21 protein-coding genes are annotated in these 21,979 nt (G+C 69.3%); 11 read left to right on the top strand and 10 right to left on the bottom strand.

Annotated features, from left to right (window positions below; all coding sequences use genetic code 11):
- Nucleotides 1-139 precede the first annotated feature (139 nt).
- The 4 genes from ACQP06_RS03255 (at nt 140) to ACQP06_RS03240 (ending at nt 2,712) form a co-directional block, all read left to right on the top strand.
- Complete coding sequence (locus ACQP06_RS03255) at nt 140-598, top strand: DUF4395 domain-containing protein (RefSeq protein WP_433670368.1); 459 nt, start codon at nt 140-142, stop codon at nt 596-598.
- Nucleotides 599-663: 65 nt separating this feature from the next.
- Nucleotides 664-1,497: a sulfurtransferase gene (locus ACQP06_RS03250; protein WP_433670366.1), complete on the top strand. Its 834-nt coding sequence runs from the start codon at nt 664-666 to the stop codon at nt 1,495-1,497.
- A gap of 5 nt (nt 1,498-1,502) precedes the next feature.
- Nucleotides 1,503-1,808 carry a DUF1416 domain-containing protein gene (locus ACQP06_RS03245; RefSeq protein WP_379105858.1) on the top strand — a complete coding sequence of 102 codons (306 nt, stop codon included), beginning with the start codon at nt 1,503-1,505 and terminating at the stop codon, nt 1,806-1,808.
- Between the two features lie 244 nt (nt 1,809-2,052).
- Nucleotides 2,053-2,712, top strand: a complete 660-nt coding sequence (locus ACQP06_RS03240) for an FABP family protein (protein WP_433673224.1) — start codon at nt 2,053-2,055, stop codon at nt 2,710-2,712.
- Between the two features lie 417 nt (nt 2,713-3,129).
- Here the strand turns inward: ACQP06_RS03240 and ACQP06_RS03235 are convergent, their stop codons facing one another.
- The 5 genes from ACQP06_RS03235 to ACQP06_RS03215 all read right to left on the bottom strand — a co-directional run bounded on the left by ACQP06_RS03235 (nt 3,130) and on the right by ACQP06_RS03215 (nt 10,237).
- A complete protein-coding gene (locus ACQP06_RS03235) occupies nt 3,130-4,851 on the bottom strand; it encodes an ATP-binding cassette domain-containing protein (RefSeq protein ID WP_433670364.1) in 1,722 nt (573 codons plus the stop codon).
- Entirely contained in the window at nt 4,848-6,599 is a 1,752-nt protein-coding gene (gene cydD, locus ACQP06_RS03230; protein ID WP_433670362.1) for a thiol reductant ABC exporter subunit CydD, read from the bottom strand. Before cydD ends, ACQP06_RS03235 begins: the two co-directional genes overlap by 4 nt.
- 63 nt (nt 6,600-6,662) lie before the next feature.
- Nucleotides 6,663-7,712, bottom strand: coding sequence for a cytochrome d ubiquinol oxidase subunit II (gene cydB, locus ACQP06_RS03225; RefSeq protein ID WP_433670360.1), 1,050 nt, complete (start codon nt 7,710-7,712; stop codon nt 6,663-6,665).
- 9 nt (nt 7,713-7,721) lie between these two features.
- A complete protein-coding gene (locus ACQP06_RS03220) occupies nt 7,722-9,194 on the bottom strand; it encodes a cytochrome ubiquinol oxidase subunit I (protein ID WP_404204293.1) in 1,473 nt (490 codons plus the stop codon).
- Nucleotides 9,195-9,310: 116 nt separating this feature from the next.
- Nucleotides 9,311-10,237: an aminodeoxychorismate lyase gene (locus tag ACQP06_RS03215; RefSeq protein ID WP_433670358.1), complete on the bottom strand. Its 927-nt coding sequence runs from the start codon at nt 10,235-10,237 to the stop codon at nt 9,311-9,313.
- 210 nt (nt 10,238-10,447) lie between these two features.
- Here ACQP06_RS03215 and ACQP06_RS03210 point away from each other — a divergent pair, with 210 nt between their 5' ends.
- The 4 genes from ACQP06_RS03210 (at nt 10,448) to ACQP06_RS03195 (ending at nt 13,601) form a co-directional block, all read left to right on the top strand.
- Nucleotides 10,448-11,560: a YgfZ/GcvT domain-containing protein gene (locus ACQP06_RS03210; protein ID WP_433670356.1), complete on the top strand. Its 1,113-nt coding sequence runs from the start codon at nt 10,448-10,450 to the stop codon at nt 11,558-11,560.
- Entirely contained in the window at nt 11,557-12,222 is a 666-nt protein-coding gene (locus tag ACQP06_RS03205) for an MOSC domain-containing protein (RefSeq protein ID WP_433670354.1), read from the top strand. Before ACQP06_RS03210 ends, ACQP06_RS03205 begins: the two co-directional genes overlap by 4 nt.
- 16 nt (nt 12,223-12,238) lie before the next feature.
- Entirely contained in the window at nt 12,239-13,204 is a 966-nt protein-coding gene (locus ACQP06_RS03200; protein WP_433670352.1) for an asparaginase, read from the top strand.
- A 184-nt stretch (nt 13,205-13,388) separates the two neighbouring features.
- Nucleotides 13,389-13,601, top strand: coding sequence for a DUF3073 domain-containing protein (locus ACQP06_RS03195; RefSeq protein ID WP_213558229.1), 213 nt, complete (start codon nt 13,389-13,391; stop codon nt 13,599-13,601).
- Nucleotides 13,602-13,788: 187 nt separating this feature from the next.
- Here the strand turns inward: ACQP06_RS03195 and purM are convergent, their stop codons facing one another.
- Both purM and purF read right to left on the bottom strand, forming a co-directional pair.
- The gene (gene purM / locus ACQP06_RS03190) at nt 13,789-14,868 is read right to left on the bottom strand and encodes a phosphoribosylformylglycinamidine cyclo-ligase (RefSeq protein WP_357089620.1); all 1,080 of its coding nucleotides are present in this window, start codon (nt 14,866-14,868) and stop codon (nt 13,789-13,791) included.
- A gap of 206 nt (nt 14,869-15,074) precedes the next feature.
- Nucleotides 15,075-16,679 carry an amidophosphoribosyltransferase gene (gene purF, locus ACQP06_RS03185; protein ID WP_433670350.1) on the bottom strand — a complete coding sequence of 535 codons (1,605 nt, stop codon included), beginning with the start codon at nt 16,677-16,679 and terminating at the stop codon, nt 15,075-15,077.
- A 74-nt stretch (nt 16,680-16,753) separates the two neighbouring features.
- On the opposite strand from purF, the gene ACQP06_RS03180 reads away from it, so the two are divergent.
- Nucleotides 16,754-18,097, top strand: coding sequence for a YhgE/Pip domain-containing protein (locus ACQP06_RS03180; RefSeq protein WP_433670348.1), 1,344 nt, complete (start codon nt 16,754-16,756; stop codon nt 18,095-18,097).
- A 3-nt stretch (nt 18,098-18,100) separates the two neighbouring features.
- On the opposite strand, the gene ACQP06_RS03175 is transcribed toward ACQP06_RS03180, so the two are convergent.
- From ACQP06_RS03175 to ACQP06_RS03165, 3 genes are read right to left on the bottom strand one after another with little or no spacing between them, the layout of a single operon-like run.
- A complete protein-coding gene (locus tag ACQP06_RS03175; protein ID WP_379276309.1) occupies nt 18,101-18,487 on the bottom strand; it encodes a sterol carrier family protein in 387 nt (128 codons plus the stop codon).
- Between the two features lie 9 nt (nt 18,488-18,496).
- Entirely contained in the window at nt 18,497-19,138 is a 642-nt protein-coding gene (locus ACQP06_RS03170) for a CPBP family glutamic-type intramembrane protease (protein WP_433670345.1), read from the bottom strand.
- A gap of 1 nt (nt 19,139) precedes the next feature.
- Complete coding sequence (locus tag ACQP06_RS03165) at nt 19,140-20,873, bottom strand: alpha/beta hydrolase (RefSeq protein WP_433670344.1); 1,734 nt, start codon at nt 20,871-20,873, stop codon at nt 19,140-19,142.
- A 150-nt stretch (nt 20,874-21,023) separates the two neighbouring features.
- Between ACQP06_RS03165 and ACQP06_RS03160 the strand changes: the two genes are divergently transcribed.
- Complete coding sequence (locus ACQP06_RS03160; protein ID WP_357089635.1) at nt 21,024-21,311, top strand: YiaA/YiaB family inner membrane protein; 288 nt, start codon at nt 21,024-21,026, stop codon at nt 21,309-21,311.
- A gap of 72 nt (nt 21,312-21,383) precedes the next feature.
- Nucleotides 21,384-21,929, top strand: a complete 546-nt coding sequence (locus ACQP06_RS03155; protein WP_433670342.1) for a hypothetical protein — start codon at nt 21,384-21,386, stop codon at nt 21,927-21,929.
- Nucleotides 21,930-21,979 lie beyond the last annotated feature (50 nt).

Raw genomic sequence — 21,979 nt, 5'->3', positions numbered from 1 at the left:
TGTTGCTGCCTGTGCCGCTAGCCGGTCGGCCTTTCTATAACTCTGTCGCCGACCGGTTGTATCCCCCGCTGTTGAGAGATCATGTCGATCCTCCGGCGATCTGGCCAATACATCCTCGAGCGCAGGAGTACTTCCTTCCATGTCGAACACCATTACGAGCGCACCGCCCGTGGAGCAGGTCGACGTCCGGGGTCCCCGGTTCGCGGCCTGGATCACCACCGCGGTGCTCGCCCTGGTCCTGATTCTCGCTTCCGTCTCGGTCCCCGCAGCCGCCGTACTGCTGGCCGCGCAGGCCGTGGTCTTCGGCCTGGGTGCGGCCACCGGCCCCAAGCGCAGCCCGTACGGCCGGATCTACGCCACCCTGGTCGCGCCGCGCAACGGCGCGCCGACCGAGCTGGAACCCGTTGCCCCGCTGCGGTTCGCACAGCTGGTGGGTCTGATCTTCGCGGTGCTGGGCGTGATCGGCTTCGCCGCCGGCAGCACGGTGGTGGGCTCGATCTTCGCCGGATTCGCACTGTTCGCGGCCTTCCTGAACGCGGCGTTCGGCATCTGCCTGGGTTGCCAGATCTATCCGCTGGTCGCCCGACTCCGCCCCTGACCATTCCTATTACTCAGCCACACGAACGCAACGCCTGAACACGGCACCGCACCGAAAGGAACAACATGGCTCGCTCCGATGTCCTGGTCTCCGCAGACTGGGTCGAAGAGAACCTGAACACCCCGGGCGTCGTCCTGGTCGAGGTGGACGAGGACACCTCGGCCTACGACCTGGGGCACATCGAGGGCGCCGTGCGTCTCGACTGGAAGAAGGACCTGCAGGACCAGGTCCGCCGCGACTTCGTGAACCAGGAGCAGTTCTCCGCGCTGCTGTCCGAGCGCGGTATCTCCAACGACGACACCGTGGTGCTGTACGGCGGCAACAACAACTGGTTCGCCGCCTACGCCTACTGGTACTTCAAGCTCTACGGCCACCAGGACGTGAAGCTGCTCGACGGTGGCCGCAAGAAGTGGGAGCTGGACGGCCGCCCGCTGGTCAAGGACGTCAAGGTGCGCCCGGCCACCGACTACAAGGCCTCCGCCCAGGACCTGTCCATCCGCGCCTTCCGTGACGAGGTCGTCGACGCCATCGGCGCCAAGAACCTGGTCGACGTGCGCTCGCCCGACGAGTTCTCGGGCAAGATCCTGGCTCCGGCGCACCTGCCGCAGGAGCAGTCGCAGCGTCCGGGCCACATCCCGACCGCCATCAACGTGCCGTGGTCGAAGGCCGCGAACGAGGACGGCACCTTCAAGAGCGACGCCGAGCTGGCGGAGATCTACAAGGAGGCCGGGCTGGACGGCGACAAGCTGACCATCGCCTACTGCCGCATCGGTGAGCGTTCCTCGCACACCTGGTTCGTGCTGCAGGAGCTGCTGGGCCACCAGAACGTCAAGAACTACGACGGGTCCTGGACCGAATACGGTTCCCTCGTCGGTGTACCGATCGAGTTGGGAGCGTAATCAATATGTGTGCAGCACCTACCCAGGGACAGGCCATCCCGGCCGGCGTCGACGTCGAGAAGGAGACGGTCATCACCGGCCGCGTCCTGACCGCTGACGGCCAGACCGTCGGTGGCGCGTTCGTCCGCCTGCTGGATGGCAACGGCGACTTCACCGCCGAGGTCGTGGCCTCGGGCACCGGCGACTTCCGCTTCTTCGCCGCGCCGGGCTCGTGGACCCTGCGCGCGCTGTCGGCGTCCGGCAACGGCACCGCCGAGGTGTCGCCGGAGGGCAACGGCATCCACAACGTGGACGTCACCGTCGCCAAGTAAGCGAAACATCAAGAACGGCCCCGGGATTCATGATCCCGGGGCCGTTCTCGTCTGTCGGCGCGATTTTCCCGGGGTCGTTTTCACCGGATCGCGGCGGTGCGATTAGACTCCGAGACGTGGTGCTTACCTTCGAAATTCTGCTGGTACTCGTGTCCGTGCTGATCGCCTGGTTCGGTCTGTACGTCCTCTACCGGCTGTTCACCGAGTCGTGACAGATCCGGCCCACGAGAACACCGAAAACGGAGTGGCCAACGGCTCGGCGTCCGATGACGCCGCCGGTTCGCGCCGCAGCGGCGACCAGGCGGTCGCGGAGGCGGTCGAGCGGGCCAAGTCGACCGGGGGGCTGAACGTTCCGACGCTCCCCGATCTGCCGCTGCCCGTGGACACCGCGAATCTGCGGCTGGGCCCCGATCTGAGCTCGTCCATGCTCGCGCTGCTGCCGCTGGTCGGCGTGTGGCGCGGTGAGGGCGAGGGCAACGACCCCGAGACCGGCGACTACCGCTTCGGTCAGCAGATCGTCGTCGCCCACGACGGCGGCGACTACCTGACCTGGGAAGCCCGGTCCTGGAAGCTGACCACCGAGGGCGAGTACGACGGCCCGGACCTGCGTGAGAGCGGTTTCTGGCGGGTCGGCATCGACGGCGACGACGAGGTGCTGGAGCTGCTGCTCACGCACTCGACCGGCATCGTCGAGCTGTTCTACGGCCAGGCCCTGACCCAGTCGTCCTGGGAGCTGGCCACCGACGTGGTGATCCGCAGCCAGTCCGGCATCGTGGTGGGCGGCGCGAAGCGGCTCTACGGCATCGTCGAGGGCGGCGACCTGGGCTACGTCGAGGAGCGCATCGCGGCCGACGGCGCACTGGAGCCGCGACTCTCGGCCCGCCTCAAGCGCTACATCGGCTGAAACTGCCGTTCGGCGCGAGACAACTGATTTCGTTGCGATGGGGGTACCTCCTGGGGTACCCCCAAAATTGTTTCGGCACCCAGCGCAGGCACGGAATGCCGGGGCCAACGGCTCTCAGCCGCCCGCTGAAGTCTCGGGGAGGCGGAATAGGTACGGCCCCCGAGTTGTACCTGCGGAAGGATGCAACGTTCTTCACGCAAGTCCGGTCGGACGGACCGTAACTCGGGGGCCGGGTGACTGCCGTGGATTCGCGAGGGCTCGCGCGATCGGAATCCGATTGCAGCGGTAGCGCCTAGCTGGCAGCCACCTCACGCGTCCTAGAAATCATTCTCGAACCACCTCCTTCCTGTGTACCGACGAAATTAGTCGGATCCGGCAGTTGCGGCAACGTATTTTCGCGGACTGCGAAAAGGCAGGTCAGACCGTGGTTTCGGGAATACGGGGACCGATGTCGATCGCGCCGCCGGGTTCGACGCGAACGATGGTGTCGGCCTTGGCGTCCGAGGGCAGCTGGTGGGTGACGACCACGACCCTGCGGTCGCGATCCACCAGGCCGCTCGATTCGTCCAGGAGGCGGCGCAGCAAGTCGGCCCCGGCCTCCGCCTCCAGATGTTCGGTGGGTTCGTCGAGCAGCAGCACCCGCGCGGGCGAGAGCAGGGCGCGGGCCAGCAGGATCCGGCGACGCTGGCCGCCCGAGACCGCGGCGGCTCCCCCGACCAGATCGGTCTCGACGCCGTCGGGCAGTGAGTCCAGCCACTCCCCCGCCCCGACCGCGCGCAGGGCGGCATCGGCCTCGGCGGCGGTGATGTCGCCGCGGGCGACGCGCAGGTTCTCCAGCACGGTGGTGGCGAACAGGTGCGCGTCCTCGGCGAAGAAGGTGACGCCGGGCTCGGGTGTGCCGAACAGGCCCGCCCATGCCATGAGCAGGGTCGTCTTCCCCGCACCGCTGGGCCCGGTCACCACGATCCGGCGGCCCGGCGGCAGGGCCGGGAATTTCGGTGCGGCAGGCTCGGATTCGGGGCGAGCCGGGTCTCCGGCTTCCAGCTCGTCGAGGCGGCGCAGGGCGGCGCGGCCGGTGGTGAGCGCCTGCGCGGCGGCGGGCAGCACCGCGACCGCCTCGAAGGCCGACAGCGGCACCAGCACGAGCACCGTGAACGCCATCGGCGAGATGCCGCCGGGCGCGACGGTCTGGAACCCGGCGGTCGGCACCGGAGATCCGCCGCCGTACAACACGATCCCGATGAGCAGCGCCCCCAGCACGCTGGCCCCGATGGACAGCGGCAGCACCGCCGCCGCCCAGGCGCCGTGCGCCGCCGCCCGGTCCTCCGCCGCGACCGCGCGCCGCCCCGCCGCGGTGGCCGCGCCGACCGCTTCGGAAAGCCGTCCCGCGACCCGCAATTCGGGTGCGTGATCCAGCACGGTGAGCGCCTCGGCGGTGAACTCGGTGCGGTCGGCCCGCACCGCCAGTTCGGCCTCTTCGGCCGCCCGCGCCGACAGCCAGGGCGCGACGATCCCCGACACCGCCAGCGCCACCGCCAGAATCACCGCCGCGGGCACCGAGATGCTCGCCAGCAGTCCGACCGCGAGCAGGGACAGGATCACCGCCACCGCGATCGGCACGAACGCCCGCACCACCACGGCTCCGAGGTCGTCGATATCGCTCATCACTCGCCCGAGCAGTTCGCCCCGGCGCAACTGGGTCGGATCCCCGTGCCGGGTCTCGGCTTCGGTCCGGGGCGAACCGGTGGAACCGCCCGCCTCGTCCACTGCTCCGAGACTCGCGGCACCGGTCGTGCCGGTCCGTCGCGGCCGCCAGATGTTCGCGCCGGCCAGCGTGCGATAGGTGGTGGTCCGTGCCGTGCTCATGGCCCGCAGCGCGACGTCGTGGGTGGCGAGCCGCTCGAGATACCGGCACAACCCTCGCGAGATGCCCAGTGCCCGAACGGTCACCACGGCCAGGCTCAGGTCCAGGACCGGCGGCATCTGCCAGGCCCGGGCGATCAGCCAGGCCGCGAGCGCGGCCAGTCCGAGCCCGCTGCCGAGCGCGAGCACGCCCCAGCCGACCGAGAGCGCCATACGCGCCCGCGACAGTTCGAGGAGTTCCCGGATCCGCCGGAAGTCGGCCATGACCGCCCTCATCGCGTCGACACCTCCCGGCCCGATCCGGTGACACTCGCCTCCGGGTCGTCGAGTGTCGTTCGCGTGGCGCGGACTTCGACGATGCGGTCGGCGACCGCGAGGACCGAGGCCCGGTGGGCGACCACGACGACGGTGGCGCCGGCGCGGGCACGGGCGGTGAGGGCCGCGAGCACCGTGGCCTCGGCGGCGTCGTCGAGGTGGGCGGTGGGTTCGTCGAGGAGCAGGATCGAGCGGGGGGCCGCGAGGGTACGGGTCAGGGCCAGGCGCTGCCGCTGGCCGAGGGACAGGCCGACGCCGCCGGCGCCGACGACGGTGTCCCAGCGGTCCGGGAGGGTGTCGAGGACGGCGTCGAAACCGGTGGCGGCGCAGGCGGCGTCGATCTGGTCGTCCCCGGACGGGGGTCCGAGGAGTTCGAGGTTGGCGCGCAGGGTGCCGGGGAGCAGGACCGGGCGTTGCGGGAGCCAGGCGATGGAGGACCAGTATTCGTCGGGGTCCAGCTCGGGGACGGGGGTGCCGTCGACGGTGACCGTGCCCGTGTCGGGGGCGAGGAGGCCCAGGACGGCTTGCAGGGCGGTCGATTTGCCGCAGCCGTTGGGGCCGGTGAGGACGGCGACCTCGCCGGGCTGGAGGGTGGCGGTGAGGCCGTCGGGCGCGTTGCCGTCGCGGGCGGTGATGCCGAGGTCCCGGATCTCGATGTGGCCGAGCAGGTTTCGACGCACGGTTCCGGCGGGGGCCGCGGGCGCGGCGTCGGCGTCGGGTTCGAGGATGGCGAAAGCCCGTTCGGCCGCGGCCATTCCGTCCTGGGCGGCGTGGAAGCGTTCGCCGACGGCGCGCAGCGGCAGGTACACCTCGGGGGCGAGGATCAGGGCGAGCAGCCCGGCGTAGAGGCCCATGTGGCCGAAGACCAGTCGCATGCCGATGGACACGGCGACCAGGGCCACGCACAGGGTGGCGAGCATCTCCAGCACCATCGAGGACAGGAAGGCCAGACGCAGCGCGGCCATGGTGCGCCGATGCAGGGCGTCGCCGAGTTCGCGGACGCGTCCGGCCATGCTGCGGGCCGAATCATCCTGCGGCGCCGGCCCCTTGGCGGTCTCGCGGCCGAGGGCGCGCAGGGTGGGCATGCCCGCGAACAGGTCCAGCAGTTGATCCGACAGCCGGGTGGTCGCGGCCAGGGTGTCCGCGGACTTCCCCTGGGTGAGCAGCCCGATGAGGATCATGAAGATCGGGATCAGCGGCAGCGTGACGGCGATGATCGCGCCGGACACCCAGTCGTGGACGGCGATGACGGCCAGCACCACCGGGGGCACGAGGGCGGCCAGGATCAGGGCGGGCAGATACCCCGCGAGGTAGGCCCGCAGCCCGCTGAGCCCGGAGCCGACCACGACCGCGAGTTCGGTACGGCGGCTCTCCAGTTCGCGCGGCGGGAGCTGGGCCCCGGCCGCCAGGGCGGCGGTCTCGAGTTCGGCCACGACCTGCGCCCCGGCCCGGTGCGCGAGCCGGGACTGCCACCAGGTGGCGGCCACCCGGCACAGCACGGCGGCCGCGAACACCGCCAATTCGACCGTCCACGAACCGATCCGGCGGTGTTCCGGTTCGGTGACGACCCCCGCGAGCACCCGGGCCAGGGCGAGCGCCCCGATCACGATGCATCCGGTGGTGATCAGCGAGAGTCCCACGCTGAGTCCGAGATACCGGCGCGCGGAGCGGGCGTGCCGCCACAGCCGCGGGTCCACCGGTCGTGCCATGGTCGATCTCCTCTGCGAAAAGACGCGCCGCCCAAGTTCTTCCGGGGGCGGCGCGCCCCGGGTTCAGCTCTTCGCGGATTCCATGGGCAGCCCGATCGGGGCCGGGATCTGTTCCATGGTGAGCCGCTTGCGGAACACCCAGTACGTCCAGGTCTGGTAGACCAGCACGACCGGGACCAGCGCCACCGCGACCCAGCTCATCACCACCAGCGTGTAGTGGGTGGAGGAGGCGGCGACGGTGCCGTCGCGGCCATCGACGGTGAGGCTGAACGCGTCGTTGATGGTGGACGGCAGCACATTCGGGAACAGCGACCCGAACAGCAGCACGGTGGCGGCCGCGATGGTGATCGCGGTGCCGGTGAACGCCCAGCCGTCGCGCCCCTGGCTCGCGGCGAAGCCCGCGACCAGCAGTCCGATCACGGCCAGCGCCAGCGGAATCCAGGTCCAGCCGTGCCCGTGGGCGAGCTGGGTCCAGACGCCGAAGGCGGCCACCACGACGGCGGTGGGCACGAAGAGCACGCGGATGATGCGTTGCGCGTCGTCGCGGACCTCGTTGCCGGTCTTGAGGGCGATGAACAGCGCGCCGTGCAGCATGAACAGCAGCAGCGTGGTCAGCCCGCCGAGCAAGGCGTAGGGGTTGAGCAGGTCGAAGAAGTTGCCCTCGATCTGCTTGCGCTCGTTGAGCTTCACCCCGTGCACGATGTTCGCGAAGGCCAGACCCCAGGCCAGTGCGGGGATCCAGGAGCCCAGGCCGATACCAATGTCGCACCAGGTGCGCCAGCGCGGGTCATTGATCTTGCCGCGCCATTCGATGGCGCAGGCCCGCGCGATCAGCCCGACCAGGATGAGCAGCAGCGCCAGGTAGAACCCGGAGAACAGGCTGGCGTACCACTCCGGGAAGGCGGCGAACATGGCGCCGCCGCCGGTGAGCAGCCACACCTCGTTGCCGTCCCACACCGGTCCGATGGTGTTGAGCACGGTGCGCTTCTTCTGCTCGTCGCCGCGCCCGATGATCGGCATCAGCATGCCGACGCCGAAGTCGAAGCCCTCCAGCACGAAGTAGCCGGTGAACAGGACCGCGATCAGCAGAAACCAGAATTCAGGGAGACTCATCCTCGGCTCCTAGTAGGCGAAGGAAAGCTTCTCGACGGGCTCCCCGGTCATCTTCGGGGTGTCCGGGGTGGATGCCTGTTCGGGTCCGGCGATCACGTAGCGGCGCATCAGATAGAACCATCCGATGGCCAGCAGTCCGTAGAGCGCGGTGAACACGATCAGCGAGGTGAGGATCGTGCCCGCCGAGACCCCGGAGACGCCCTGCTGCACCGTCATCCGGATGTGCTGGTCGCCGGTCGGGTTGGGTGCGACGACCCAGGGCTGGCGGCCCATCTCGGTGAAGATCCAGCCGGAGATATTGCCCAGGAACGGGGTGGCGATCGCGATCAGCGACAGCCAGCTGAACCAGGTCTGGTCCGGGACCCGGCCGCGGCGGGTGACCCAGAATCCGGCCAGCGCCAACAGGATCGAGCCGGCCATCCAGGTGATCATGGCGCGGAAGGACCAGTAGGTGACGAACAGGTTGGGCCGGTAGTCGCCGACGCCGAACTTCTGGTTGTACTCGACCTGGAGGTCCTTGACGCCCTGCAGGGTGACACCGGTGAATTCGCCGGTGGCCAGCCACGGCAGCACGTAGGGCACCTCGATGAGGTGATCCACGCTGTCGCAGTTGTTGTGGGTGCCGACGGTCAGCACGGAGAAGTCCGGATCGGTCTCGGTGTGGCAGAGCGATTCGGCGGACGCCATCTTCATGGGCTGCTGTTTGAACATCAGCTTGCCCTGGATGTCACCGGTGAAGATCAGCGCCACCGCGGCGATGAGCACGACGTACAGGCCCATGCGCGCGCTCGGCCGCCACATGGTGCGGGCGTCCTCGAGGAGCGCGTCGTTGCCTTCCGCCTTGGCTTTTCGGGCATTGCGCACCATCCACCAGCCGGCGATGCCCGCCACGAAGGTGCCCGCGGTGAGGAAGGCTCCGGCGATGACGTGCGGGAAGGCGGCGAGGGTGGTGTTGTTGGTGAGCACCGCCCAGATGCTGTGCAGTTCGGCGCGACCGGTCTCCGGGTTGTACTCCGCGCCGACCGGGTGCTGCATGAACGAGTTGGCGGCGATGATGAAGTAGGCGGAGGCGTTGGTGCCGATGGCGACCAGCCAGATGCACGCCAGGTGCACCTTCTTCGGCAGCCGGGTCCAGCCGAAGATCCACAGGCCCAGGAAGGTCGATTCCATGAAGAAGGCGACCAGCGCCTCCATGGCCAGCGGGGCGCCGAACACGTCGCCGACGAAGCGGGAGTATTCGCTCCAGCCCATGCCGAACTGGAATTCCTGCACGATGCCCGTGGCGACGCCGAGGGCGAAGTTGATCAGGAACAGTTTGCCGAAAAACTTTGTGAGCCTGAGCCAGTGCTCCTTACCGGTGATCACCCACGCGGTCTGCATGCCCGCGACGAGCGGTGCGAGGCCGATGGTGAGCGGCACCAGGATGAAGTGATAGACGGTGGTAATTCCGAACTGCCAGCGCGCCAGATCTACGACGCTCATCCGACCTCCCTGCCGATCTACGACATGACGTAGTAATAGAGACTACGCGTCGGGAGGCGCGGATCAACGTATGCCTCGCCACAGTGAGCCCGATATTTGCTGGAACGTGATCGGGACTACCAGTCGGCGAGGCTCCCGGGGAGCGCGATGCCGCGGTTCACCATCTCCACGATCTCGGCCGCGTTCTCCGGCGGCGACATGCGCAGTCCGTCCAGCGAATTGACCCGCGCGACCAGAGTGATCGAGGACAGCATCCACACAGCGTCGGCGGTGATCAGGTCGGCCGTGAACAGCGGCTCGTAGCGGCACTCCCAGCCCGCCTTCTCCGCCTGTGTGAACAGCGCCCGCTGGGTGGTGCCGGGCAGGACGCCGTTGCGGGCGGGCGGGGTGATGAGCTGGTTGTCGCGCTGCACGACCACAGTCGAGCGCGGACCCTCGAGGACGCGGTGCTCGGTGCTGGTGAAGATGACGTCGTCGGCGCCCATCCGCTGGGCGAAGCGCAGCGCGGACATATTCGTCGCGTACGACAGGGTTTTCGCGCCCATCAGCAGCCACGGCGCGTTCTGCGCCAGGTCGATGGAGATGCCCTTGGAGAGGGTGATCACCGAAACGCCTTCGGTGCGCGCCTTTTCCACCCGCGCGGGGACGCCGACCACGAAAACGTAACCGGTGGTGGCGGGTTCGGCTCCGGCCAGATCGCCGGTCTTGTTCGCCGGACGTTGGCCGGCTCCGCCGTGATCGCTGTCACGTCCGCGGGTCAGGACCATCCGCAGGGTGCCCTCGCGGTCCTTGCCCCATTCCTCGGCGGCCAACTCGACCGCGAACCGCCACGCCTCGAGGTCCGGCGCGGGCAGATCCAGCGCCTCCGCCGAACGCCGTAGCCGCGCCAGATGCATTTCCAGCGCGCACGGCACACCGTCGCGCACCAGCACCGTCTCGAAGACGCCGTCGCCCCGCAACGCACCGATATCGTCCGCATACAACAACGGCGCGTCCGGATCCCGGATCGCGCCGTCGAGTGTCACCAGAACCCGTTCCACCATGTGATGAGCCTAGGGGAGTCGACGGGTCCTGGGTGCCATACTGTGCCACCCGGCCCGTCAAGCCACCTGCCACGACCTGCTGGAAGCGGTGCTCGCGTTTCAAACCTGCCCAAATGCGCCACCGGCGCGTCTCCGGGACGACATCGGTCCGGGGCCCGTTCCCGAGCCGTGCGCCCGAGGCCTGTCGCCGCGAGCCGCTAGGGTGGAGTCGTGTCCTCCTCGGTTGCCAGTCCGATCTTGCAGGTTCCAGGGGCTGTCGCGGGTCTGCCGGAGTCACCGGATGCCGCGGTCGCGTGGCATTACGGCGATCCCTTCGGGGAGCAGCGCGCGGCGGCGGAGCGGGTCGCGGTGGTGGATCGCTCCCACCGGTTCGTGCTCTCGATCACCGGCAAGGAACGGCTGAGCTGGCTGCACACCATCTCCAGCCAAGCCGTCGCGAATCTCGGTGACGGAGAGTCCGCGGAGAACCTGGACCTCGATCTCAACGGCCGCGTGCTGAACCACTTCGTGCTCACCGAACTCGACGGCACGGTGTGGATCGACACCGAGGGAGCCCGCGGACCCGACCTGCTGAGCTTCCTGCAGAAGATGGTGTTCTGGGCCGACGCCAAGCCCGTCGACGCCAACGACCACGCGGTCCTGAGCCTGCTGGGCCCGGCCGCGGCCGACCTCGTCGACGCCCTGGGCGTGCCCGCCCTGCCCGACACCTACCGCGCGGTCCCGCTGCCCGGCGGGGGCTTCCTGCGCCGCATGCCCTGGCCCACCGCCGACTCCTTCGACCTGCTGGTCCCCCGCGACCAGCTCGCCGCCTGGTGGACCAAGCTGCGCGACGCGGGCGCGGCGGCCGCGGGCCTGTGGGCGTTCGAGGCGCTGCGGGTGGCCGCCCTGCGCCCCCGCCTGGGCCTGGACACCGACGACCGCACCATCCCGCACGAGGTGAACTGGATCGGCGGCCCCGCCGAACACGGCGCCGTGCACCTGAACAAGGGCTGCTACCGCGGCCAGGAGACGGTCGCGCGGGTGCACAATCTCGGCAAGCCGCCCCGGCACCTGGTGCTGCTGCACCTGGACGGCTCGGCGGATTCCCGTCCGGCGTCCGGTGATCCGGTGACGGCGGGTGGCCGCGCGGTCGGCACGCTCGGCACGGTGATCGACCACTACGAGCTCGGCCCGATCGCGCTGGCCTTGATCAAACGCACCATCCCGGTGGACACCGAACTGGTGGCCGGCCCGTGCGCGGCGGCCATCGACGCGGATTCGATGCCCACGCACGACGAACCGCAGGCCGGGCGGCTCGCCGTCGAGAAGCTGCGCGGCCGATGATCGTCACCCCCGTCGGCCGGGTGCTGGCCGTCTGCGTCGTGCACGCCGAACTCGAGGTGCCCGCCAAGTCCTCGAAGGTGGGCCGCACCGCCATCGACAAACGTCCGGTGCCGCACCGGGTTCCGGTCCGGGCCCTCGGCCTGGACGGCGACCACGTGTGCGACACCAAGCATCACGGCGGCACCCACCAGGCCGTCTACGCCTACGCCGAGGAGGACGCGCGGGGCTGGTCCGCCGAACTGGGCCGCGACCTCGCGGCGGGCTGGTTCGGCGAGAACCTGCGCATCGCCGGGCTCCCCGTGAGTGACGCGGTGATCGGTGAGCGCTGGGCCATCGGCGACACCCTGCTCGAGGTGTCCGCGCCGCGGGTCCCGTGCGCCACCTTCCAGTGGCGCGCCGGTGAGCCGCAGTGGGTGAAACGCTTTACGGCACAGGCGAACACGGGCGCTTACCTGCGAGTTCTGACCGAGGGCGGGATCAGCGCGGGCGACGAGGTGCGGGTGGTGCACGTGCCCGAGCACGGGGTCACCGTCCGCGATCTGTTCACCGGCGCGGACCCCGGGCGCCTGGAGTTGCTGGAATCCGCCGAGCCCACCATCTCCGACGACGTCCGCATGCAGATCGACCGTCACCGCCGCCGCCACACCGCGGCGGCCCGATGACAGCGAAGGGGCACCGATGAGCGTCGATCTGGTCGAGGTGGTGCGGTCCGGTTTCCGCGAGTGCGTGCACCGCGGTTCCGCGGTGGTGCTGCGCCCCGACGGTGAGCCGCTGGTCGAGGTGGGTGCGGTGCACGGCCCGATCTTCCCGCGCTCCACCAACAAGCCGCTGCAGGCGCTCACCCTGCTGCGCAACGGTTTCGAACCGGTGGACGACGCCGAGCTGGCCATCGCCACCGCCTCGCATTTCGGCGAGCCGGATCACGTGGAGCTGGTGCAGCGATTGCTGGACCGCTTCGGTTTCACCGAGGACGATCTGGAGTGCCCGCCGGATCTGCCGTTCGAGGAGCAGGCCCGGGCCCGGGTGCTGGCCGGCGCCGACCGTGACAAGGCGGCTCGACGGATCTTCATGAACTGCTCCGGCAAACATGCCGCCATGCTCGCCACCTGCGCGATCAACGACTGGCCGACCCGCGGCTACCTCGAGGTCGGGCACCCGTTGCAGCAGGCGGTGCTGGACACCGTGGCCGAGGTGACCGGTGAGCCGGAAACCGATCTCGGTATCGACGGGTGCGGCCTGCCCATCGTGCCGGTGTCGCTGGTGAATCTGGCCCGCGCCTACGCGGCGTTCGCCACCGCGCCCGAGGGTGCGCCGGAACGCCGTGTCGCGGACGCGATCCGGACCCATCCGCGAGTGATTTCCGGCACGGACGGCCCCGATTTTCGCGTTATGTCCGCGACGCCGGGACTGGTGTGCAAGATCGGCGCGGACGGTGTGCACGCGGGTGCGCTGCCGGACGGTTCGGCCTTCGCGTACAAGATCGATGACGGCGCCGATCGCGCGCGGCTTCCGCTGACGCTGGCCATTCTCCAGCGTATGGGGGTCGAGTGGACCGATGCGCACGCTGAGCTGGCAACGCCCGCGGTGCTGGGCGGCGGAGCTCGCGTCGGCATCATTCGAGCGATTCCCGGCGTCCTGTCGTAGCCGGTCGGCAGGGTTTTCAGGATCGCCCGGTCGTCGCCGGTCCCGGCCCCGGGACGTTTATCCCCCACTCCTGGAAGCGCGACCGCCTGACACACGCTAAAGTGTTCGTCAGGAAGAGTATTAATTCGAACGGGGCCGCCAAACCCACCCCAGGCCGCCCCGCAGTGACGCGAGGGGGTCAGCCATGGGCCGTGGCCGGGCTAAGGCAAAGCAGACCAAGGTTGCACGTGAGCTCAAGTACAGCTCACCGTCGACCGACTTCACGAGCCTTCAGCGCGAACTGTCGGGGAGTCCCTCCGACACGCAGCTGAGTGGTGCTGTGCTTTCCGACGAGCACGACGCGAAGGACTCGCGTGCGGGCTGGGACGAAGACGACTACGACGACTGGCGTCGCTGACCTCGGATTTTCGCCGTGTAAGGGGGAGGCCCACTATGGCCTTCCCCTTTAGCACGTCGATATGCCCCGAGGTCGGAGCCATTCGCTGAGCATCCGCGGCGAACAACTACTGCCGGTCCCCCTTCCTACCGGCGAAAAGACAAACGGCCCCGGCACTCTCGCGAGTGCCGGGGCCGTTCTCTGTCTGCTAGAAGCGCGGGTGGTCGCCCACCAGCGCGACGCGGGCGGCGTCGGCGTCCTTGGCCTTCTTCACCGTGCCGAGGGTCCAGCAGTCGATGTGGCGGGCGGTGAGGACGGCCAGCGCGCGGTCGGCGTCCTCGGGCGCGACGACGGCGACCATGCCGACGCCCATGTTGAAGGTCTTCTCCATCTCCAGGCGCTCGACGCGGCCGCGCTGGGCGATCATCTTGAAGACGGGGGCCGGGTTCCAGGTGCCGCGGTCGAGCTCGGCGACGAGTCCGGCGGGGAGCACGCGGGCCAGGTTCTGGGCCAGGCCGCCGCCCGTCACGTGGCAGAAGGTGCGCACGTCGGTCTCGGCGATCAGGGCCAGGCAGTCCTTGGCGTAGATCTTGGTCGGCTCGAGCAGTTCCTCGCCGAGGGTGCGGCCGAATTCCTCGACGTGCCCGGTGAGGGACATGCGGTCGATGTCGAGCAGCACCTTGCGGGCCAGCGAGTAGCCGTTGGAGTGCAGGCCCGAGGAGCCCATGCCGATGACGACGTCGCCGGGGCGGACACGGTCCGGGCCGAGCACGGCGTCGGCTTCGACGACGCCCACGCCGGTGGCGGACAGGTCGTAGTCGTCCACGCCCATCAGGCCCGGGTGTTCGGCGGTCTCGCCACCGAGCAGGGCGCAGCCGGCGATGACGCAGCCCTCGGCGATGCCGGAGACGATCTGCGCGACGCGTTCCGGGACCACCTTGCCGACGGCGATGTAGTCCTGCAGGAACAGCGGTTCGGCGCCGCAGACCACCAGGTCGTCGACGACCATGGCGACCAGGTCGAGGCCGACGGTGTCGTGCTTGTCGAGCGCCTGCGCGACCGCGATCTTGGTGCCGACGCCGTCGGTGGAGGCGGCGAGCAGGGGCTCCTTGTAGCCGCCCTTCAGTGCGAACAGTCCTGCGAAGCCGCCGAGACCGCCCTGCACTTCGGGGCGGGAGGCCTTCTTGGCCAGGGGCGCGAACAGCTCGACTGCGCGGTCACCGGCTTCGATATCGACGCCGGCCGCCGCATACGAGGCACCGGCACCACTGGGGGTCTGTTCAGTCATTGTCGGGGAGAGCTCCAAGCCGAATCGTCGGATAGATGCCTGCTCACGCTAGCAGGAGCGCCGTTGCGCACCGGAGGCGCACGGCGTTGCGACCGTCCACCCGTTATGCGTGCGGGCGGGTAGTCACGGGAAAGCCACGGCGCCCGTTCGCGATTGCGCGAGCGGGCGCCGAGACCGCTTGCGCGGTGGCCACTCAGCGCTGAGCGCTAGGGGCGACTCAGCGCCGAGGCGTTGGCGTTGTCGGCCAGCAGCTCGGTTTCGGTGGTGCCGGACAGCATGCCCTCGAGCACGTTCTTGCCGATGGCGGTTTCCACCGGCAGCGCGATCGGGTACTCGCCGTCGAAGCAGGCGCAGCACAGCCGCGAGCGCGGCTGTTCGGTGGCGGCGACCATGCTGTCGAGGGAGATGTAGCCGAGGCTGTCCGCGCCGATGGAGCGGCGCACGCCCTCCACCATGTCGTCGAGGCTCTCGCCCTCGATGCCGTCGGGGCCCGCGCCGTTGGCGATCAGCTCCGCGCGCGAGGCGAAGTCGATGCCGTAGAAGCAGGGCCACTTGACCGGCGGGGAGGCGATCCGGACGTGGATCTCCAAGGCGCCCGCCTCCCGCAGCATGCGGATCAACGCCCGCTGGGTGTTGCCGCGCACGATGGAGTCGTCGACCACGATGAGCCGCTTGCCGCGGATGACCTCGCGAAGCGGGTTGAGCTTCAACCGGATTCCGAGTTGGCGGATGGTCTGGCTGGGCTGGATGAAGGTGCGGCCCACGTAGGCGTTCTTCATCAGGCCCTGGCCGTAGGGGACGCCGGAGCCCTGCGCGTAGCCGACGGCGGCCGGGGTGCCGGATTCCGGGACCGGGATGACCAGGTCGGCCTCGACGGGGTGTTCGGCGGCCAGGCGGCGGCCGATGTCGACGCGGGTGGCGTGCACCGAACGGCCCGAGATGGTGGAGTCGGGGCGGGCCAGGTACACGAATTCGAAGACGCAGCCCTTGGGGGTGGGGTTGGCGAAGCGCAGGGAGCGCACGCCGTCGGCGTCGATGGCGAGCAGTTCGCCCGGCTCGATCTCGCGGACGAACGAGGCGCCCACGATGTCGAGGGCGGCGGTCTCACTGGCGACCACCCAGCCGCGGTCGAGGCGACCCAAACACAGCGGGCGCACCCCGTGCGGGTCGCGGGCGGCGTAGAGGGTGTGCTCGTCCATGAAGGTGAGGCAGAACGCGCCCTGCAGGGTCGGCAGCAGCTCCATGGCGGCCTGCTCGATGCTCTTGTCGGCGGCGGCGTGCGCGAGCAGCGCGGTCATCACGTCGGAGTCGGAGGTGGCGGCCATACCGCCGGCCAGGCGGCCGGTGACCAGACCGAGTTCCCGTGCGCGGGCGCTCAATTCGGCGGTGTTGACCAGGTTTCCGTTGTGGCCCAACGCGATTCCGGTTCCGACCGCGGTGGTGCGGAAGATCGGCTGCGCGTTCTCCCAGGTGGTGGAACCGGTTGTGGAGTAACGACAGTGGCCGACGGCCACGTGGCCGGGCATGGCGGCCAGGGTTTGTTCGTCGAAGACCTGACTGACCAGGCCGAGATCCTTGAATACCAGCACCTGCGAGCCGTCGGCGACCGCGATGCCCGCCGCCTCCTGCCCGCGATGCTGCAATGCGTATAGTCCGTAATACGTGAGCTTTGCCACATCTTCGCCCGGTGCCCAGACACCGAACACACCACACTCTTCGCGCGGTTCGTTCTCGTCCTGATCAACGGTCGTGGCGGAGGCGGGGAGATTCACCGTTTGCTCCCTGTTCGGCGGGCTGGGGGCGAGAGCCATTCTACGGGTAACCGCAAGGCAACCCGCCGTTGGGATAACGGAGATGGCAGGCGGTTTGCTGTTAGCGTGCGACGGTGGCGAGCACCGACAGCACCGGTCGCGCGGAAACCGGTCCACGACGCAGGCATCTGAGCCCGATCCGGTGGGCTTTCCCGATCGTGGTGGTCACGCTGCTGGCCTCGCTGCTGGGTGTCATGTATCTCGACTACGTCGTGGACCCGGAGAAGAATCTGCACGATTTCCCGATCGCTCTGGTGAACCAGGATGTCGGCGACGACCTGAAGACCGGCGATCAGGTCCAGCACGTGAACTTCGGTGATCAGGTCGCGGACGGGCTCACCAAGGCGGTCCCGGCGGACAAGATCGATCTGCGGGTGCTCGGCATCAACGAGGCGCAGCTGCAGATGCAGTCGGCGCGGGTGTACGGCACCATCATCATTCCCAGCGACTTCTCCAAACGGCTCGGCATCCTCGGGGTCGGCAGCGTGGTGCCGGGCGAGATCTCCAAGCCGGCGCTGACGCTGCAGACCAATCCGCGCACCGGCGCGTTCGCGACCGCGGTGGTGCAGAAGTTCGGTGAGCAAGCTCTCACCCAGGTGAACTCCGAGGTCGGCAAGCAGCTGACCGATCAGGTCATCAAGCAGCTGACTCCGCCGCCGGGCGCGCCCCCGACCGAACTGTCCGCGGCCACCCGGCTGGTGCTGGCGCAGCCGCTGGACATCGTGACCGAGCAGTTCCGGCCGCTCCCGGGCGGTTCCGGCGAGGGGCTCACCGCCTTCTTCTACAGCCTGCTGCTCCTGCTGGTCGGCATGGTCGGCGCGATGATCATCCACCAGCTCATCGACTCCGCCCTCGGCTTCCTGCCGACCGAGTGGGGTCCCTGGTACGTGCACTATCCGCGCGCGTCCATCTCCCGGGTGCGCACCCTGCTGATCAAGTGGTCGGCGATCGCGGTGATGGCGGTGGTGGTGTCGGGGACGTTGGAGGGCATCGCGTCGCTGCTCGGCATGCCGATCGACAAACCGCTCCTGCTTTTCCTCTACGGCGCGCTGGTGATCACCGCCGTCGGCTTCACCTGCGCCTCGACGCTGGCCGCGATCGGCACCGCCGGCCTGATCATCAACCTGATCGTGTTCATCATCCTGGGCCTGCCGTCCTCGGGCGGCACCATCCCGATCGAGGCGACCCCGAAGTACTTCGGCTGGCTGGCGAAGTTCGAGCCCATGCACCAGGTGTTCCTGGGCACCCGCTCGATCCTCTACTTCTTCGGCGACGGGCAGGCCGGCCTGACCCGCGGCGTCTGGATGGCGCTGCTGGGCCTGGCCATCGGCGTGGTGTTCGGCCTGTTCATCACGCGCTTCTACGACCGGAAAGGCTTGGAACGCAAGCCCGCGACCCTGCCGGACGCGGCGGCGTAGCGGTCAGAGCGGGACGACCGGCAGCCAGCGCGCGACCTCGCCCGCGCGGCTCCCGGAGGCGGTGAGGGCGGCCGACTCCACCGCGGCGGTGAAGTCGAGCAGACCGGTCGCCAGCAACAGCCAAGTCCGAGCATCTGTTTCGACAACATTGGGCGGATTGCCGCGGGTGTGCCTGGGGCCCTCGATGCATTGGACGGCGACGAAGGGCGGAACCCGCACCTCGACCGAGTGACCGGGGGCGTCGGCCGCGAGCGCCCGGGCGGTGCCGCGGACGGCCGCCGCGATCTCGGTGCGGGCGGGCGCGGGCGCGGAGTCGTCGCGCAGCCACTCCCCCACCGCGGCGACCGCCGCTCGCACCTCCGCCGGATCCACCGCACCTCGTCGCGCCATGCCGTGAGGCTACTGCGCGAGGCGGCGGGCCAGTCGAGGGGCGAGGGCTCCGCCCGCGTTCAGGGCCAGATGCAGCAGGGCCGGGGCGGCGGCGCTGCCGGTGTGGCGGCGCAGCAGGTCGAACACCAGCCCCGCCCCCGCGGTGAGGGCGACGGTGCCGGTGATCGGGTCGGCGGCGGCGCGGGCGGGCTGGATGTGGGAGAGGCCGAAAACCAGTGCGCCCACACCGGTTCCGATCTCGCCCGCCGAGCGTTCCAGCAGCGGCGTCAGGGTGGCGCGGTAGACGAGTTCCTCGGTCAGGACGGTGCCGCCGGGAATGTGCAGGGCGGTCCATTCCAGGGTGGAGACGCCGGGGCCGCGGTCGGCCAGTCCGGCGAGGTGGCGGCGGGCGGCCGGAATGGCAAGGGCCGCAGCGTAGCCGGACAGCACGGTGGCCGCGGCGACAGCACCGGACCGGATGCCGCGGCGGGACAGGAAGTTCGGGTCTCCCCGAAAGACGAGGGTGTACGCGAGCGCGTAGCCGGTGTTGGCGGCGGTGCGGCCGCGCAGGTCCAGGCGCAGGGCCGGGAGCAGGTAGTTGCTCCAGGCCAGCGGTATCACCATGGCGGCCAGGGCTTTCGGATGCAGCAGCGCGTGAGCCCGGGCGCGCACGCTACTTGACCGCCCGCTCGTACGCCTCCGCGAGCTCGATCTGGGTGCGGATGCGTTCCCCGAGGACCGGCGTCCAGTCCGGCGGCGCGGCGACGGCGGCCCAGCCGTCGAGGACCAGGGAGCCGTACCGGTGGCCGTGCCCGTCGCTGACGCCCTGGGCGTTGGTGAGGTCGGCGACGACCTGCCAGAAGGTGACGAACGGCCACCACCGCATCTGCGAGGACACGTCCGCGCCGCGCGGTTCGGACAGCCAATCCGGTTGGGAGAAGATGAGATCCGACGACCACCACACGATGGGGTCGGACGGATGCTGCAGGTAGGCGATGCGCGGTTTGCGCCACTCCGGTGAGGGCCGGTTCAAATCCTCGGCGGTGGCGGCGAACCGGACCACCAGCCCGTCGGCGTAGATCGGATCCACTTCGCGGGTGCCCAGGTCGCGGCGTTGAACGAACTGCCGCCACAGTCGATTCGAGTTGGGCGGCCCCACCCACAGCGCGCCGTCGACCTTGGAGCGCAGATCGGCCAGCCCATCGAAGGCGGACTCGGAGCCCTGCGAGCCGAGGCTCTCGCCGTACACGAGCAGCTTGGGCCGATGGTCGGCCGGCCGTTGCGACCAGGCCCGGTACACCGCGTCGAACATGGTGCGCCCGTTGGCCGCGACCTTCTCACGGTCCGCCAGGAACGACAGCACGCTCGGCAGATACGAGTACTGCGAGGCCACGATCGCGGTGTCGCCGCCCCACATGTATTCGAGCGCGGCGGCCGCCTCCCCGTTCACCCAGCCGGTCCCGGTGGTGGTGGCCAGCACCAGCACCTTGCGGTCGAAGGCCCCGGTGCGCTCGAGTTCGGCGACGGCCATGTCCTCCTCGCGCATGTCCTGGGTCGCCGATTTCAGTCCCACGTACACCCGAATCGGTTCGCGCGCGGGCTTTCCGGTGACGGCGCTGATCAATACCGGATCGGGTCCGTGCGAGACGAACCACCGCCCCTCCGACCCCAGCGTCTCCCACTTGGCCAGTGAGGCCGGGCTCCCGGAACGCTCCGGCTTCACCGGCTGCACCGCGAAGTCGCTCATCTTGTCATTGCGCACACTGAACGCCGAGTTGGCGACCGCGAAGAAGGCCCGGGTGGCGACGCCGTTGAACAGGGTCACGATCAGCACGGTCAGCAGCAGCGCCCCGATGGCGGGCGCGAGCGCGGGCGGCACCTTTACCCACCGGCTGAGCAGCCGAGCCAGGAACCGCACCGCCTCCCGCAGCGTCCGGTAGACGGCGACGACGAGCGCGCCGACCGCCACGCTCAGTCCACCCGTACGCAGATACGCGGCGCGGGTGGTGCCCTCCATGTTCATGAGGCTGGTGATCTCGCGCTGCCAGTCCGCCGACAGCACCAGCATGTAGGCGGCCACCAGGGCACACGCCACGACCACCGTGACCTTCACCAGGTAGCGCACCCATTCGGGCGGCGCCTCGACCGGAATCCGTGGCCGCGCCCACCGCAGGAACGCCCATTGCAGAACACATCCGACGCCGTACCCGATGGCGGCGTTGAGCCCCGAGATCAGGCCCTGGAACAACCAATCTCGCGGCACCAGCGAGGGCGTCACCGACCACGCGAAGAAGATGGTCGCCACCACCAACCCCGTGTGGTTGAGGTCGATGATGTCCTCCGCCCGTCGCGCGACCACGGCGGCGCGTGAGCGCAACCGGGTCAGGGCGTCGGCGGAGTCCAGCACCCGTCAAGTATGGACGCAACCGGCCCGAATCCGGGGAGCCCCACGTGTGAGAGGGGCCATCACCCGGGCGTGTCGGACACGGCTTCTACCGACCCGGCTCGAGTAGATGTACTCGGTCGATTCGACGGCGCGACAGCCACACTCGGATTCATGAGCAACCCCAGCGCACAGACCAAGTCCACCACGGCGTTTCTGGCGCAGGCCGCGATCGCCTTCGGAATCAGCTTCTGCGCCTTGATCATCGGCATCGCCTACCTCCCCCTCGACATCTGGCAGCGCGGCTTCCTCCTGATGGCCATGCTGTTCCTGGTCAGCAGCAGCTTCACACTCGCGAAAGTCATTCGCGACCAGCATGAATCGTCGAAGGTGCACCAGCGCATCGACGAGGCCCGGATGGAGAAACTGATGGCCGAACACGACCCTTTCAAGATCAACTAGATTGTCGCCCCGAGCGGATACGCTGGCCGTCCCCCTTGATCTCCAAGGGGTTTGGTTAGGGGAGTACAAAGCATGAAGAAGTCGATCCTGGGCCGTTCGAGCATCGGGTTCGCTGCCATGGCAGCGGTGGGGGCGGCCGCGGTCGCGACAGCGACGACCGCGTCGGCGGGCGTGGTGAACACCCTGCAGCTGCAGGCCTCGCAGGCCTACTGCGTCGGCACCACCTACACGATCAGCCTGTCCGCCACCGATGCCACGGCATTGATGGCCCAGGCCGCGGGCTACTCGAGCATCACGTTCGTCTGGGCGCCCGCCCCGCAGGGCACGACCACCACCATCGCCACCCTGCCGTATGTGGCGGGCCAGGGCATGACCGTGAATTGGGCGCCCACCTATGCGGGCGATACCAGCCTCGGGGCATTCGCCTACGACTCGGTGCTCGGCCCCAACGCGATCATCGATTCCATGATCCCCAACGTCCACGTGGTCCAGAGCGCTCCCGCCGGAGCGAGCTGCACACCGACGACTCCGCCGACCACGACGCCGCCGACGACCGGAACCGGTAGCGCGAGCTCGATTCCGGTGATCGGCCCGCTGCTGAGCAGTCTGTTCCACTAGGTCCGCGCCGCGGCGGCGACTCGATCGAGCTGTCCCGCAAGCAAATATGG

The organism is Nocardia sp. CA-136227, assembly GCF_050955695.1.
Classification (GTDB): Bacteria; Actinomycetota; Actinomycetes; order Mycobacteriales; family Mycobacteriaceae; genus Nocardia.
The sequence above is the reverse complement of the archived record's forward strand: the minus strand, read 5'-3'. Positions and strand labels throughout refer to the sequence as shown.

Bases quoted from the DNA above. Each gene is read 5' to 3' on its own strand.
- cydD (WP_433670362.1), bottom strand. From the start codon at position 6,599: ATGGCACGACCGGTGGACCCGCGGCTGTGGCGGCACGCCCGCTCCGCG.
- ACQP06_RS03250 (WP_433670366.1), top strand. From the start codon at position 664: ATGGCTCGCTCCGATGTCCTGGTCTCCGCAGACTGGGTCGAAGAGAAC.
- ACQP06_RS03200 (WP_433670352.1), top strand. From the start codon at position 12,239: ATGAGCGTCGATCTGGTCGAGGTGGTGCGGTCCGGTTTCCGCGAGTGC.
- ACQP06_RS03220 (WP_404204293.1), bottom strand. From the start codon at position 9,194: ATGAGCGTCGTAGATCTGGCGCGCTGGCAGTTCGGAATTACCACCGTC.
- ACQP06_RS03255 (WP_433670368.1), top strand. From the start codon at position 140: ATGTCGAACACCATTACGAGCGCACCGCCCGTGGAGCAGGTCGACGTC.
- ACQP06_RS03175 (WP_379276309.1), bottom strand. From the start codon at position 18,487: ATGGCGCGACGAGGTGCGGTGGATCCGGCGGAGGTGCGAGCGGCGGTC.
- ACQP06_RS03215 (WP_433670358.1), bottom strand. From the start codon at position 10,237: ATGGTGGAACGGGTTCTGGTGACACTCGACGGCGCGATCCGGGATCCG.
- ACQP06_RS03155 (WP_433670342.1), top strand. From the start codon at position 21,384: ATGAAGAAGTCGATCCTGGGCCGTTCGAGCATCGGGTTCGCTGCCATG.
- ACQP06_RS03245 (WP_379105858.1), top strand. From the start codon at position 1,503: ATGTGTGCAGCACCTACCCAGGGACAGGCCATCCCGGCCGGCGTCGAC.
- ACQP06_RS03235 (WP_433670364.1), bottom strand. From the start codon at position 4,851: ATGAGGGCGGTCATGGCCGACTTCCGGCGGATCCGGGAACTCCTCGAA.
- ACQP06_RS03205 (WP_433670354.1), top strand. From the start codon at position 11,557: ATGATCGTCACCCCCGTCGGCCGGGTGCTGGCCGTCTGCGTCGTGCAC.
- purM (WP_357089620.1), bottom strand. From the start codon at position 14,868: ATGACTGAACAGACCCCCAGTGGTGCCGGTGCCTCGTATGCGGCGGCC.
- purF (WP_433670350.1), bottom strand. From the start codon at position 16,679: ATGGCTCTCGCCCCCAGCCCGCCGAACAGGGAGCAAACGGTGAATCTC.
- ACQP06_RS03160 (WP_357089635.1), top strand. From the start codon at position 21,024: ATGAGCAACCCCAGCGCACAGACCAAGTCCACCACGGCGTTTCTGGCG.
- ACQP06_RS03195 (WP_213558229.1), top strand. From the start codon at position 13,389: ATGGGCCGTGGCCGGGCTAAGGCAAAGCAGACCAAGGTTGCACGTGAG.
- cydB (WP_433670360.1), bottom strand. From the start codon at position 7,712: ATGAGTCTCCCTGAATTCTGGTTTCTGCTGATCGCGGTCCTGTTCACC.